The sequence below is a fragment of the Rathayibacter sp. AY1G1 genome (genome assembly GCF_002932095.1).
Classification (GTDB): Bacteria; Actinomycetota; Actinomycetes; order Actinomycetales; family Microbacteriaceae; genus Rathayibacter.
Genome location: NZ_PSUZ01000010.1, coordinates 66,105 through 80,397 on the forward strand (window position 1 = coordinate 66,105; position 14,293 = coordinate 80,397).

Consider the following 14,293-nt stretch of genomic DNA (forward strand, 5'->3'; position numbering starts at 1 on the left):
CTCCGCCTCCCGATCACGGGTCGCCAGGCCCGCGTCCCGGGCCGCCTTCCGGCGATTCCCTCCCCGCCAGACGGACGCCGGACTCACCACTCCGCCGGCCGATCGCGCGGGCTCCGTCCTCCCCCTCCGACCCCTCACCTGAAGGACCCCCCATGTCACGAACCCCCCGGCAGGAGCGCACCCGGCGCTCACGCCTCCCCCGAGCGGGCGCCGCGCTGACGCTCGCCATCGCCTGCCTCGGCGGCGTACTCGGACCGATCGGCGCCGCCGGCGCCGCAGAGACCGTCCCCGCTCCCGCGCTGCAGTACTCGTTCGACGGCATCGGCGCGACGCTCGCCAACGGAGCCGTCGTCGCCGACTCCGCTCCGGGCAACCACCCCGGCACCCTGATCAACTCCGGCGCGACCAGCGTCGCGGGTCCCTCCGGCGCCTCCACCGACCGCGCTCTCTCGCTCCCGGGCGGATCGAGCACGTCGGCCGCGCCGCACGTCCGGGTCGCCCCGGGCCTGATCCCCGCCGGCACGCAGGACGTCACGATGTCCGCCTGGCTGCGCTGGAGCGGTGCTCCGGACTGCACCTGGCCCTTCACGCTCGGCTCCAGCGTCGACTCCCACGTCCTCTCCACCACGAAGTGCGGACCGGCCGGCTTCGGCGCGATCAAGAGCGGCTCCGAGGTGCGGGCCGCAGGCAACACTCCGGTCGCCGCGAACCGCTGGGTGCACATGGCGGTCGTCGTCAAGGGCGGCCAGTCGGTCTCGACCTACTTCGACGGAGCTCTCGTCGGCCAGGGCAGCACGACCTTCACCGCCGCGTCCGCGATCGGCACGTCCACGTTCTCCGGCTTCCTCGGCAAATCGTTCTACGGCGCGGACGCCTACTGGGCCGGTGCCATCGACGACATGCAGGTCTGGACCTCCGCGCTCACCGCCGGCCAGGTGCAGCAGAGCGCCGCATCCGTGCACTCGGTGCTCGCGAACCAGGACGCCGCCGTCTCGCTCGGCGACACCTCGAACGTGACCTCGAACCTCGCCCTCCCCACGACCGGCGCCAACGGCTCCACGATCACCTGGACGTCGAGCGCCCCCGGCGTCGTCAGCACCAGCGGCGTCGTCACCCGGCCCGCCGCGGGCAGCCCGGACGCCACCGTCACGCTGACCCCGACCGCCGTCCACGGCGGCATCACCGTCGTCGGCCGTGCCACCACCGTGTTCGTCCCGGCGTACGCCGCCGGTGACAGCGCCGAGGCCGAGCTCGCCCGGGCCGTCGCCGACGGCATCGCCAACGATCCCGCCCTCGCCGGACCGGTGCGCGGCAGCCTGAACCTGCCCTCGACCGGAGCCGACGTCGCCGCCACCGCCGCGCGCGCGAACAGCTCCAGCGCCGTGGTCAGCTGGACCTCGTCGAACGAGGCCGTCATCACCTCCGCCGACAAGGGCACCGCGCCGAACGTCGTCGCCAAGGGCTCGCTCACGCGTCCGTCCACCGACACGACCGTCACCCTCACCGCGACGGTCACGGTGCCCGGCACCACGCCCCTCGTGCGGACGCTCACGCGCACCGTTCCGGCCGCGGCCCCCGTCGCCGCGAGCGACCTCGACGCGTACCTGTTCGCGTACTTCACCGGCGACAGCATCGAGGGCGAGAAGATCCGCTTCGCGACCTCCGACGGCAACGACTCGCTCACGTGGAAGACCCTGAACGACGCGCAGCCGATCCTCACCTCGACCCTGGGTACGAAGGGCCTGCGCGACCCGTTCGTCTTCCGCTCGAAGGAGGGCGACCGCTTCTTCCTGATGGCCACCGACCTCTCCGTCGGCACCACCGGCTTCGGCGGATCGACCAACCGCGGCAGCCGCTACCTCGAGATCTGGGAGTCCACGGACCTCGTCAACTGGGGCCAGCAGCGCCACGTCGAGGTCAACCTGCCCAACGCGGGCATGACCTGGGCACCGGAGGCCACCTACGACCCCACCATCGACGCCTACGTCGTCTACTGGACCTCGGCCCTCTTCACCGACAGCACGCGCAACGTCGAGGACGGCAACGGACCGCAGATCCTCACGTCCACCACGCGCGACTTCCGCGACTTCACCACCCCCGAGGTCTGGTTCAAGGCCGCTGACGTCCCCTCCCTCAACAAGAGCAACGGACTGATCGACGCCACGATGCTCAAGGACGGCGACACCTACTACCGCTTCACGAAGGCGACCCAGACCAGCGGCTGCCCCTCGCCCGACATCATCGGACAGAAGTCGACGAACCTCCGCGCCACCACCGCCTCCGGAGCGTGGAGCCTCATCGACACCTGCATCGGCCGCACCGCCGGAACGCCGGAGGTCGAGGGTCCCGAGATCTTCAAGACCAACGAGGGTGACCGGGCGGGGTACAAGTACTTCCTCTGGACCGACAACTACGGCGGACGCGGCTACATCCCGCTCGGCACGAACTCGCTCGAGGGCGACATCCAGTGGACGATCCCCAGCAGCTTCTCGCTGCCGACGTCGCCCCGCCACGGATCCGTCGTCTCCATCACCGCGAAGGAGCGCGACGGGCTCGCCGCGAAGTGGAACCCGTCGCTCCTGGTGACCTCGATCGACGCCGTGGCGCGGACCGTTCAGGCCGGATCGACCACCGTCGACCTGCCCGCCACGGTGGGCGCGACGTTCAAGGACGGCCACCGCGAGACGGTCGCCGTGACGTGGGCGACCGCCGATCTCAGCTCGCTGAAGAAGGCGGGCGACACCGTGCAGGTGCGCGGACAGCTCGCCAACTCGGCAGCGACGCCGGCCATCGCCACCATCACCGCCACGGCTCCTCCCGGACCGTCGCTGACGGCCTCGGCCGCGAGCCGCTGCGTCGCCGGCAAGGTGACGGTCACCGCGACCGGCACCAACACGAGCGGCTCCACGGTCGAGATGACCGTCGGCTCGCAGTGGGGGAGCAGGACCTTCGCCGGGGTCGCTCCCGGCAAGTCCGTGTCCGCCGCCTTCACCACCCGGGCGACCTCGGTCACCGCGGGCGAGGTGAGCGTCGCCTCGAAGGACGCGAACGGCACCAGGACGGCCACCGCGCCGTACTCGGCGCTCACCTGCCGCTAGGCCGGTGACAGGGGAGGGGCGGCGTCCAGCCGCCCCTCCCCTGACCTCCTCCGTTCCGGGGCCTCCGGCCACCGGAGCAGGGGAGCATGGACCCTGGGTCCGTGCTCCCCGCATCCACCTCTCCCACGGAAGTAGACGAACAATGCGGTTCCGACGCACGACGGCCCTCCTGGTCGCCGCGAGCCTGACAGCGGGAGGGGCTGCGCTCGGCGCGGCACCCGCACAGGCCGCGGTGCCCAGCCCGGTCCTCTCCTACGACTTCTCCTCGTCCGCCGCCGTCGGCTCCGCCGTGGGCGCGGGCACGACCCTGACCGACTCCGCTGCCGGCCGCTCCGCCACCGTGCGCGGGACCGGAGCGACGACCGTCGCCGGTCCGCGCGGCGGCACCGACCGCGCACTCCGCCTCCCCGGCGGCGCCGCAGGCAGCTCCGCCGCCTACGCCGAGATCGCGCCGGGACTGACCACGGCGGCCACCACCGACGTGACCATGTCGGCCTGGCTGCGCTGGGAGGGGAACCAGAACTGCAGCTGGGCGTACGCGCTCGGGCAGTCGACCGAGCGGTACCTCTTCACCACGCCCCAGTGCGGAAGCAGCCTGATCGGTGCCGTGAAGAACGGCTCGGAGCAGCGCGCAGCCGACTCCGGTCCCGCCGCCACCGGCCGCTGGAGCCACGTCGCCGTGGTCCTGCGCAGCGGCGTCAGCGTCTCGACCTACGTCGACGGCCGGCTCGCCCAGACCACCCCGACCTCCGCGACCGGAGCGGCGACTGTCGGCACCTCCGCCTTCTCCGGCCTCCTCGGCAAGTCGTTCTACGGGCCCGACCCTCTCTTCGCCGGGGCGATGGACGACGTGCACGTCTACTCCTCCGCACTGACCCAGGACCAGGTGCGCGAGGACGCGGCTCCGGCCGCTGCCGCGATCGCTGCATCGGACGCCGCCGCGGCGACCATCGCCGTGACCGGACCCGTCACCAGCGACCTCTCCCTCCCGACCCGCGGCGCGGGCGGCTCCGTCCTCACCTGGGCGAGCAGCGACCCCGCGGTGATCGGCACCGACGGCTCCGTGCGCCGCCCGGCACCCGGCTCGGCGAACGCCACCGTGACCCTGACCCCGACCGCGACGTTCGCCGGATCCGCCGCCACCGGCACCGCGCGAACCGTCACCGTCGCCGCCGACACCGAGGCCGACGCCACGGCGCGCCTGCGCACCGCCCTCGTCGTCCCGCCGACCGTCGCCTCCGGAACCGCTCTTCCCACGGTCGCCGGCTACACCGTGTCGTGGAGCGCGGACGGTGCCGGCCTGTCCGGCAGCCGCCTCGTGAACGACTCGGCGACCGACCGGGCACTCGCGCTCACCGCCTCCGTGAAGGTCGGCGCCACCACGCTGACGAAGACCTTCCGCACCACCGTCCTCAGCGCCTCCACGGCGAAGACCGTGGTGTCGTACACCCGGACGCCGACCGGCGAGGACAAGGCGAACCAGGACACGATCGCCCGCGGCCTCCACCTGGCACTCGGCTCGTCCGTCGCCGACGCAGCACCGCTCTCGGGCAACTCGGGAGTCCTCTTCGCCGACGGGGTCTTCCTCGGAACCGACAAGGCCGACAACCGCGGCCTCGCGAACCCCTCGCTGTTCACCTTCGCCGACGGCACCGTCGGCGTGATCGCCACGCGCGTCCTGCAGTCGGGCGCGTCCGACGGTACCGGGGCCTCGAGCGCTCTGATCTTCAAGGCCACGGACGCCACCGCGTCCGACTTCACCGAGCTCGGCCTCATCGACCTCGGCACCACCGGCGGCGTCGTCGCGCCGAAGGCCGTCTTCGACACGGACCAGAACCGCTACCTCGTCTCCTGGACGGACTCCTCCGGGGCGGCGAAGTACACGACCGTCACGGACCTCGCCCGCACCGAGCTCCGCGCGCAGGCGTTCTGGCCGAAGGACGGCGGCCGTCGCAGCGTCGTCGTGACCGACGGGAACCGCGGTGCGGTCCTCGGAGGAAGCCCCGCCACCGTCGCCGCTCCCGACCTCTCCGGAGTCCCGGGCCGCGTCGCCGACGCTCTGCCGGGCGGCGCGCTGACGGTCTCCGGCTCCGTCGCCGACTCGCTCGTGAAGAAGTTCGGCCGCACGGTCAACACCGGATCCTCGGTCGCACCGCAGACGATCGATCAGGGCGACACCTCCGCCCTGTCCGGAGTGAAGGCGCAGCTCTCCTACAACGACGGCTCGACCGGCAGCCTCGGCATCGACTGGAACCAGCAGCAGCTCGCCGACCTCGCCGCGAAGGGCCCGGGAACGTACGACCTCTCCGGGACCGTCCGCCAGCGGCAGTACAACGAGCCGTTCGCCTACAACCGCGCGGATCCGACGATCTACCGCTACGAGCGCAACGGGAAGACGCAGTACCTCTTCACCGCCACGGACGACACGAACAACAACAACGTCGCCTCGCAGCACCTGCCGATCCGGGTCGCCGACAGCATCGACCAGCTCAGCGACGACAACGGCGGACGGGCCCGTGAGGTGGACCTCCTCAACCGCACCACGCGGATGGACCGCACCGCCGAGGGCAAGGTGATCGCGGGCTGCTACTGGGCCCCCGAGATCCACGAGATCGGCGGCAAGCTCTCCATCCTGTTCGCCCCGTGCTTCAACCCGGACAACGACCAGTCGAACCAGAACGGTCAGTGGTTCACGGTGCAGGCGCACATCATGCAGCTGCGCGACGGCGGAGACCCCGCGAACCCCTCCGACTGGAGCGCGCCGCGCGCCGTCGTGAAGAGCGACGGGAGCGCCCTCGGACGCCCCGGCACGGGACGCAACATCAGCCTCGACATGACCTACTTCGAGTCCGGTGGAACTGCGTACTACGCCTGGTCCCAGCGCTACGTCGACAACGGAGTGAGCGACCCGGCGACCTGGATCGCCAAGGTCGATCCCGCGAACCCCACCCGCGTCATCGGCGAGCCGACCCCGATCATCGTGCCCTCGCTGACGTTCGAGGACCACCTGTCCGAGGGAGCGTTCGCGATCCAGCGCGACGGGAGGATCACGCTCGTCTACTCCAGCAGCGGCGTCAGCCCGAAGTACATCGTGGGCGGCGCCTGGGCGAAGGAGGGCAGTGACCTGACCGACATCGCGAGCTGGACCAAGTACGACGCCCCGCTCCTGCAGAGCGTTCCCATGCCCGACGGCGTCCTCGACTACCGCACCTACGAGCAGGGTCCCGGCCACGGAGCCGTCACCCAGGACGAGGACGGCAACGACGTGTACGTCTACCACACCTGGGGCAACGGAGTCGGGGGTGACGGCCGCGACACCCGTCTCGCCCGCATCCACTACGCCGCCGACGGCCGGCCGGTCTTCGACCTGACGCCGACGGAGGAGGTCGCACCCGCGAACCGGACTGTGACCGCCAAGGTCACCGTCACGTCGCCCCTGACCGTGACCGCCACGGCGTCGACCCGCTGCGTCAGCGGGAAGGTCGTCCTGACCACTGTGGTCAAGAACGACAGCCGCTCGATCATAGACATCACGACCGTCACCGCCTTCGGCTCGAAGACCGTGACCGGAGTAGCTCCGGGATCGTCCGCGTCGAGCGCCGTCACCACCCGAGCGGTCTCGATCCCCGCGGGGTCGGTGGCCGCGACAGGAAAGGCCGTCGTCGACGGGAAGACGGTCAGCACGCAGACGAGCGTCGACTACCCGGCGCGCAGCTGCCGTTGAGAAGGCGGGGGAGCGGGCGCCACGATCGCCCGCTCCTCCGCTGTCCCGCCCCGACCGGCACTGCGCCCGACCTGCAGCGCCGCCACCTCTGGAGGACGACCGACGAGATGCACCACAGAGTGAGAACCAGGACCGTCCCGACCACCGGGCTCGTGCTGACGAAGGTCGTGCAGTCGCACCCCCTCACCGAGGAGAAGGACGACGGAGCGGCCGGGAGCGCAGCTGCCGTCGGAGGACACGACCTCCTGCTGATCAACGGCAACGCCCTCCCTCTCTCCTGAGCCCCCCTGCGCCGTACGGACGGGTCCTCGACCCTGATCGCCCGACGATCCCGCCGCGGCGGCATCACCACCGGCTGCGGACCGGGGCGGCGATCGGGCCGTATCCTGCTGTCCGGACCGATCGCTGATGTGCGAACCTCTCCTGAGCGGACTCCCGGATGCGGGCCGACCGTGACCGGTCCGGCCCGTTCCTCTCGTTGCAGCAGGAGACCGCCGTTCCCCAGGAGATACCCGTGATGCGCCTCGATCGATTCCTCGTGTCCCTGGCACGCTCTGCGCGGTGCACGAACCGCTGCGGAGCCTGCGGGCTCGACTGCAGCATCGACGTCTTCATCCTGATCGCGCTCGCGACCGGAGAGAACCGCGACGAGACCCGCCTGCGAGCAGTCCTCGACCTCCGCTCCGGCGACCGTGTCGAGGTCCTCGAGGTGCGCAAGCGGCTCCTCCGGCTCTCCCGCCGGGGCCTGGTGCTCCTGGAGAGAGGCAGGAGGACCGCACTGCAGCGCATCGAGCGCTTCTCGATCACGCGCGACGGCCGGGCCTTCCTGGCGTCCCACGCCAGAGCACTGGACCTCCTCGCCGAGGAGATCCACGTCGCGCTGCTGTCCCGCTGACGAGCGGAGTGCCTGTGCGGGCGCACGCGGGACGTCTCCTGGTCGGCCGTCGTCGGATCGGTCGTGTCGGTGACGCTCCACGTGGCGCGACTTCGACATGGACGTCGCCTCCGGCTGCGTCCTGGGCGCTCCGGGGCAGCACGAGGCGTCGCCGACCATCCTGGGCGCCGCGTTCGCGACCGTGCTGCCGTGGCGCGACGCGATGGCGGCGCTCCTCGAGGAGGCCGTCCCTGCTGCATCCTCAGCAGTGCGAGGCCGGCCTGGGGCTCGCCTCGACCCAGGAGCCGGGTCCGGGGACAGGCCTGTCCTGATCCTCGACCGCAGAAGGAAGAGTCTCGGTCCCGGTCGAGCTCCTCCGACCGGGATCCGCCTCGCGCCGGAAAGTGCCCTTCGTGCATCACCCCGTGCTGGAGAGCTGGATGATCTCGGAGATCACCGCGGCTCGAGTGTCGTCCGGTATCCGATCGCCTCCGAGGGAGTGGTGTGACCACAGGCCGTCAGCCGCAAGGCAGGCGATGAACTGGCGGAGAGTGATCGGATCGGTCGCGGTCTCCTCTGCGGAGGGCGTCCACCTTCGGCGCACCTCCGCTACCGGCGCTCGGAGAGCGGTGTCGCTGCCCGTGGCCTGGAGGAGTCCGATCTGCATGTGCGTCGACGGCGTCAGGGCGACGGTGACGTAGGCACTCACGCGCTCCGTCAAGGTGGCCTCGTCCGCCGTCTTCCCCGCGACGTCGATCAGCTGGGCTTCCCAGCCGGCCGCGACGTGCTCCTGGAGAGCATGGGCGAGATCGGCTCGATCGCGGAAGTGGTACATCATTCCACCGCGTGTCAGCCCAGCCTCTTCGGCAGTCGCTTCGAGCGTGACGCGAACAGAACCTTCCCTCGCCGCGACACGGACCGCTGCGTCGAGGATCCGAGTCCGGTTGTTGGGTCGCGTCGCGCGAGGAGACGTCCGAGGAGAGGGCAGGACCCCCTCACCGCTGGGCGGGTTCGGTTCCATGTCGTGATCGATTCCGCCGCTCCCTCGGTCCGAGTGAGCGGCTAGGGACGGCGGGTGCTGCGGCGCCCGGAGGGTGTCGACGCGTCACCGCACGAGCGGGTGCGACAGCGTCGGCCGCCAGTCTGCCATCCTCTCCTGCCGACGTCGGAAGGTGAGGCCCGACCCCCTCGGTGTCGAATCGTCCTGACGACGGACTGCACCCGGAGGGATGGCTGTCGCGATCGATGAATCAGGGAGAAACAGTACATTCATGATTGTAAAGTTATGGTACCGTGATCGCCTGCCCAGCTTCGGAGCTGCGGGCGGTCAGATGCACTGCCGGTGCGGGATCCGAGGCTGAAAACCTCCAGCAACTTCATTCCTCAGAAGCCTGGAGGTTTCTTCATGTCCAGAATCGCGGACAAGCCGAACGCCCGCTGGTGGGCGCTCGCCGTTCTCGCCATGACCCAGCTCGTCGTCGTCCTCGACACGATGATCGTCACCATCGCCCTGCCTCAGGCCCAAGTGGATCTCGGGATGAGTGACAGCCTGCGCCAGTGGGTCGTCACCGCCTACGCCCTCGCCTTCGGAGCACTTCTCCTTCTGGGCGGTCGGATCGCCGATTACTGGGGCCGCAAGCGCACCTTCATGGTCGGAATGATCGGCTTCGGAGCGGCCTCGCTCTGGGCCGGACTGTCGCAGAGCGGCATGGAACTCGTCATCGCTCGCGGCGTCCAGGGCGCCTTCGCGGCGCTGCTCGCCCCCGCCGCGCTCGCCATGCTCACCGTCACGTTCACCCACGGCAAGGAGCGCAATCTCGCCTTCGCCGTCTTCGGCACGGTCGCCGGATCCGGAGCCGCCATCGGCCTGATCCTGGGCGGCGTGCTCACCGAATTCACCGACTGGCGCTGGTGCCTCTTCGTCAACCTCATCTTCGTCGCCTTCGGCCTCGTCGGCGGGGCTCTCGTGCTTCGCGAGAGCAAAGCAGAAGGAGACAACCGCTACGACGTCTGGGGAACCGTCACCGTGACCCTGGGACTGGGCGCGATCGTCTACGGGTTCACCCGAGCCGAGCACGGATGGGGCGCGATCGACACCGTCGCCTTCCTCACACTCGGCATCGTCCTGCTGACCGTCTTCGTGCTCAACGAACGCACGGTCGACCAGCCGTTGCTGCCCCTGCGCGTCATCCTGCGTCGTGTGCGAGGCGGCGCGATCCTGATCCAGGCCGCCAATGGCGCCGTGATGATCGGGGCCATCCTCTATCTCGCGTTCTACTTCCAGATCGTGCTCGGAATGGGACCGCTGATGGCAGGACTCGCGAACCTCGCCATGACCGTCGCGATCATGGCGTTCTCGCCCGTCACCACGAAGATCCTCAACACGTTCGGCCCCCGACCCCTGATGATCGTCGGGCCGCTCGTCTCGGCAGCAGGGCTCTTCCTGCTCCTCGGCATCACCCCGGACGGAAACTACTTCCTCCAGGTCCTGCCCGCCCTGGTCGTGCTCGGAATCGGACTCTCCATGCTCTTCGTGCCCGTCCAGAACCTCGCCCTTCTCGGGGTCGAGAACGAGGACGCCGGAGTGGCCTCCGCCGTCGTCAACTCCGTCTTCCACATCGGCGGGTCCATCGGTCTCGCGGTGTTCACCGTGTTCTACGCGAGCACCGCGGACTCCGCCATCGCGTCCGGAACGGCCGAGCTCACCGCATTCACCGACGGCTACAAGGCCGTGTTCCTGGCCGCAGCAGTGACCATGGTCGCCGCCTCTCTCACCGGATTCCTCCTCATCCGAGGGAAGAAGGAAGACCTGAACCCCGCCTGGGACGAGGCGGAGGCCGCCCTCGTCCACTGAGACGATGCCGAAGGGGCGGGCCGGTTCGTGCAGCAGCGGCAGACCGGCTCGCCTCTTCCCGTCCGACTCACGACACCCCGTACGTCGCCGACCGACGACCTCCCCTCGATGGGGAGTCGTTCGTGGATCGCAACGGTCCGGTCGTCCGACGCGGCCGCGTCATCCGGTGGGTCTTCTCCCGCGATGCCGGCTGCACCGCCGAGATCATCGAGGGTCGCGACCCGGTCGCCCGGCACATCACCGCAGACCGGAACGACGACGCCCGGCCGCCCTCAGGTGAGAGGCGGCCGGGCGTCGTCGGTCGGAGGACCCGGTCAGGTCAGCCGCAGCGGAGCGCCGGGTAGGCGGCGCTCACGGGAGCGGAGGCGCTGCCGACGGTGGCGACCCCCTGGACGGTGCCGGCGGCGACCGAGGCGGCCCGCGTGGTCACGGCCAGCGAGGCGGTCCGGCCCGCATCGATCTGCTGCGTCTTCGCGCCCCACAGGGTGTTCCAGCGGAGGTCGGCGGTCGACGCGGCCTTGTTGACAGTGGTCAGCGTGACCACCACCTTGCCCGCGACGCAGCGAGCCGCTGCAGTGGCGGTGACGGGCACAGCCGGCGCCTTCACGGTGATCGTCGCCGTGACGGTGCGGTTGGCCGAGGCCACCTCCTGCTCCTTCGAGAGCGAGAGGTCGAGCCGGCCGCTCGCGCGGATGTTCACACCCTTGAACCAGGTGTTGCGGTCCGAATCGAACAGGCCGCCCGCGTTCTGCGGATCGGTCGCCGTGTGCGGGTCCGGGTAGGGGCGGGCGTGGTAGGCGAGGAGCAGGTTGCCCGACTCGTCCTCGACGAACGAGTTGTGCCCGGTGCCGGCCTGCTGGCGCGAGAAGTACTGCGTCTCGTCCGCGCCGAGGCGGCCCAGGTAGGTGTCCTCGGTGTCCAGCACGGGGAACGCGGTCTGCGTCCACGTCGCGGGGTTGAGGAGGTCGGCACTCGCGTCGGCCGTGAGCAGGCCGAGCGAGTAGTACTTGTCGACCGTTCCGCCCGAGTAGGTGAGGTACATGCGTCCTCCCTTGGACACGATGAACGGCGCCTCGACGACGCCCTGGTCGTTGCCCTCGGTGGTGTCGGACGGGGTCGGCGAGCGCTTGCCCGACTCCCACGGCTGGCTCTCGCCGTAGATGCGGCTGACCGCACCGGTCACCAGCGGGACGGTGCCCTTGGGCCCCATCGTCGCCTTGGCAAGGGAGAGCGTGTTGCCGTTGGGCAGAACCCAGTAGCCCTGGGTGGCGCCGTTCTCCTGGCGGTCGATGTAGCTGACGTCGAAGGCCGCACCCTCGAGGACGACCGGCTCGCCCCACTTCGTCTGGTCGAGGAATCCGCCCTCGGCGATCGAGGCGTCGGTCCCGGTGTAGGGGATCAGGACGGTGTTGTCGCACCAGCCGCCCACAGGTGCGTAGCCCTTGTTCATGCCGGCGACGATCCACCAGGTGCCGTTGATCTTGTGGAACTCCTGCGCCCAGATGTATCCGCCCCAGCCGTAGAAGGTGTTCGGGTACTGGCTCTGGCGACCGGGCGTGCCGGCGTCGGGGTCGATCACGATCTGCTCGGGAGCGGAGTCGAGACCGGCGATGGTCTTCGAGCGCTTGAGGCCGATCTTGCGGTAGCTGGAGCTCTCCTCGATCGGGCCGAGCGAGTCCTGACCGTAGTGCGAGCCCGTGAGGTAGTAGTAGCCGTCGTCCTCGTTGAAGAAGACGTGCGGATCCGCGCGGGCCTCGTTGACCATCGCCTCGGGGTCCTGCTGGACGGAGCCCGTGACCCGGTAGGTCCCGGGACGCGACGTGTCGACGGCGGTGGTCAGATCGTCCTGCCAGTCGACGTTGAGCGACTTGGTCGAGCCGTCGTTGTACTCCATCACGGCCTGCCCCGGGAGCGCTGCGGCGATCGCAGCGGATCCGGCGCCGGAGTCGACGGAGCCGCTGAGCGACTTCACACCGGTGTTCTTCAGGTCGACGTACTCGCGGTAGAACGTGCTGAACTCGGTCGAGGTCAGCGCCGTCTCGCCGGCCTGGCCCTGGGTGAACCCGGCGGGGAGACCCGAGCCCTGGACACCGGGGACGCGGGCGTCGGCGCGGGTGGTCGCTCCGGGAGCGGTGCCGGAGGCGAGGTCCGTGAACAGCGTCACGCGGCCCTCGGTGGTGAGCAGATCGGTCCAGAACAGCTTGTAGACGCCGAGGGCGGAGTCGAAGACGATCCGCGGGTCGGTCACGACCGAGCCCGGCGCGACCCGGAGGACGCGCTGGTCGCGGAACGTGCGGCCGTCGGCGGAGCTCCAGAGGTAGACGGAGTCCGTGGCGTTGTTCTGCGACGAGACCGCGCCGAGCGAGCCGTCCTTCGAGCGGAACAGCAGCGGCGAGCCCATCTGGGCGTTCGGGCGCTGCGCCTGATCGCCGTCCTTGAGGACGGAGAGGATCGACTGCGAGCGGTTCAGCGGCTCCCAGGTGGTCGCGCCGGCGGGCAGTGCGGCCGTGAAGAGCGAGTCCGCGCGGCGGTCGTCGTTGTACGCCAGCGGGTCGTCCTTCACTCCGTTCGTCGTGGTGACGGTCTTGACGGAGGTGGCGATGCGCCCGCCGGGCACGGCGAGGGTGCTGTCCCACGCGTAGGTCTGCCCGGCGACGGCTGCCTGGAGGCGGACGGCGACGGGAGCGGTGAGGCCCGAGAGGTTCACGGCGCCGGTGGAGGAGACGCGCGCGGCGCCGGCGCCGGAGGCGGTCCACGTCACGGTGTTCCCGAGGACCTGCGCGGGCAGGTCGCCGAGCACGGTCGTGGGGACGTCGAGGGCGGCGCGCAGGTCGGTCGCCACGGTGCTGCTCGTCGCGCCCAGCTCGGCCCCGGTCAGGGCGCGGTCGTAGACGCGCAGATTGTCGAGGAGTCCGGTGAAGTACTCCCCGCCGCCCCAGTTGGCCTTGCCGATCTGCAGGACTCCGCCGGTCGATCCGAGGACCGTCGCGAGCGAGGGGCCGGCCGTCGTGACGGCGACGGGCTTCGCGTCGACGTAGAGGCGGGCGGTGCCGGCGCTCAGCACGAGATCGACGTGCTTCCACTCCGTGCTGCTCGGGCCGGTGAGGTTGCCCGAGGAGTCGCGGGCGCCGCTGTTGGCGTACCGCTCGACGGTGATGCCGTTCGTCCTGTCGAGGACGCCGACGTACTTCTCCTGGGCGTAGTCCTGGGTCGCGGCCGAGCGAGCGGCGAAGACCGACCAGCCGACGTTGTCCGCGGCGGCGGGCTTGGAGTCGTACGACAGAGTGACGGAGTCGCGACCCTTCAGCAGCGGCTGCCCGTCGGTCGCGGTGAGGTCGAGCCAGAACGAGGACGACAGCGAGACGGCGCTGCCCTGCCCGGTGCGGCCGGCGACGAGGGTCGGCGTGCCCTTCACGGCGGCGCGGGTCGACCTGTCGGTGAAGGCGCCTCCGCTCGGGGCGGTGTCGAAGGTGAAGTCCGCGAGCAGGCTCTGCGCGGGAGTGGTCGCCGCTGTCGCGGCGACGGCGACCGGCACGGCGGCGCCGGCGGCGAGGGCGATCGTCGCGGATGCGGCGAGGGTGGCGGCGAGCAGGCGCGAGGGCCTGCCTCCGCCCGGGGGTCGTGACGTCATCGTCGACGTGTCCTCTCGGGTTCTGCAGCGAACCGGTGGGCGGACGGGGGATCCCGCCTGCGGTGTGGTCTTCGCACGGTACCGGCGATTGTTCACGGTAACAAGGGAGCAC

Annotated in this window: 7 protein-coding genes; 5 read left to right on the top strand and 2 right to left on the bottom strand. The window is 70.6% G+C overall.

Annotated features, from left to right (window positions below; genetic code table 11):
• Positions 1-152 precede the first annotated feature (152 nt).
• From C5C36_RS07365 to C5C36_RS07375, 4 genes are all read left to right on the top strand, one after another.
• Positions 153-3,098 (top strand): immunoglobulin-like domain-containing protein, encoded by a 2,946-nt coding sequence (locus tag C5C36_RS07365; protein WP_104309488.1) that lies wholly within the window; start codon positions 153-155, stop codon positions 3,096-3,098.
• Positions 3,099-3,240: 142 nt separating this feature from the next.
• On the top strand, positions 3,241-6,822 hold the full coding sequence (locus C5C36_RS07370; protein ID WP_104309489.1) for a family 43 glycosylhydrolase: 3,582 nt from the start codon (positions 3,241-3,243) through the stop codon (positions 6,820-6,822).
• A 119-nt stretch (positions 6,823-6,941) separates the two neighbouring features.
• On the top strand, positions 6,942-7,103 hold the full coding sequence (locus C5C36_RS17560) for a hypothetical protein (RefSeq protein ID WP_181027229.1): 162 nt from the start codon (positions 6,942-6,944) through the stop codon (positions 7,101-7,103).
• A gap of 233 nt (positions 7,104-7,336) precedes the next feature.
• Positions 7,337-7,717, top strand: a complete 381-nt coding sequence (locus tag C5C36_RS07375) for a hypothetical protein (RefSeq protein WP_104249689.1) — start codon at positions 7,337-7,339, stop codon at positions 7,715-7,717.
• 397 nt (positions 7,718-8,114) lie between these two features.
• Here C5C36_RS07375 and C5C36_RS07380 read toward each other — a convergent pair whose 3' ends face one another.
• Positions 8,115-8,717 carry a TetR/AcrR family transcriptional regulator gene (locus C5C36_RS07380; RefSeq protein WP_104287749.1) on the bottom strand — a complete coding sequence of 201 codons (603 nt, stop codon included), beginning with the start codon at positions 8,715-8,717 and terminating at the stop codon, positions 8,115-8,117.
• Positions 8,718-9,101: 384 nt separating this feature from the next.
• Between C5C36_RS07380 and C5C36_RS07385 the strand changes: the two genes are divergently transcribed.
• Positions 9,102-10,550, top strand: coding sequence for an MFS transporter (locus C5C36_RS07385; protein ID WP_104309490.1), 1,449 nt, complete (start codon positions 9,102-9,104; stop codon positions 10,548-10,550).
• A gap of 319 nt (positions 10,551-10,869) precedes the next feature.
• Here C5C36_RS07385 and C5C36_RS07390 read toward each other — a convergent pair whose 3' ends face one another.
• Complete coding sequence (locus C5C36_RS07390) at positions 10,870-14,181, bottom strand: family 43 glycosylhydrolase (protein ID WP_104309491.1); 3,312 nt, start codon at positions 14,179-14,181, stop codon at positions 10,870-10,872.
• Positions 14,182-14,293: the final 112 nt, after the last annotated feature.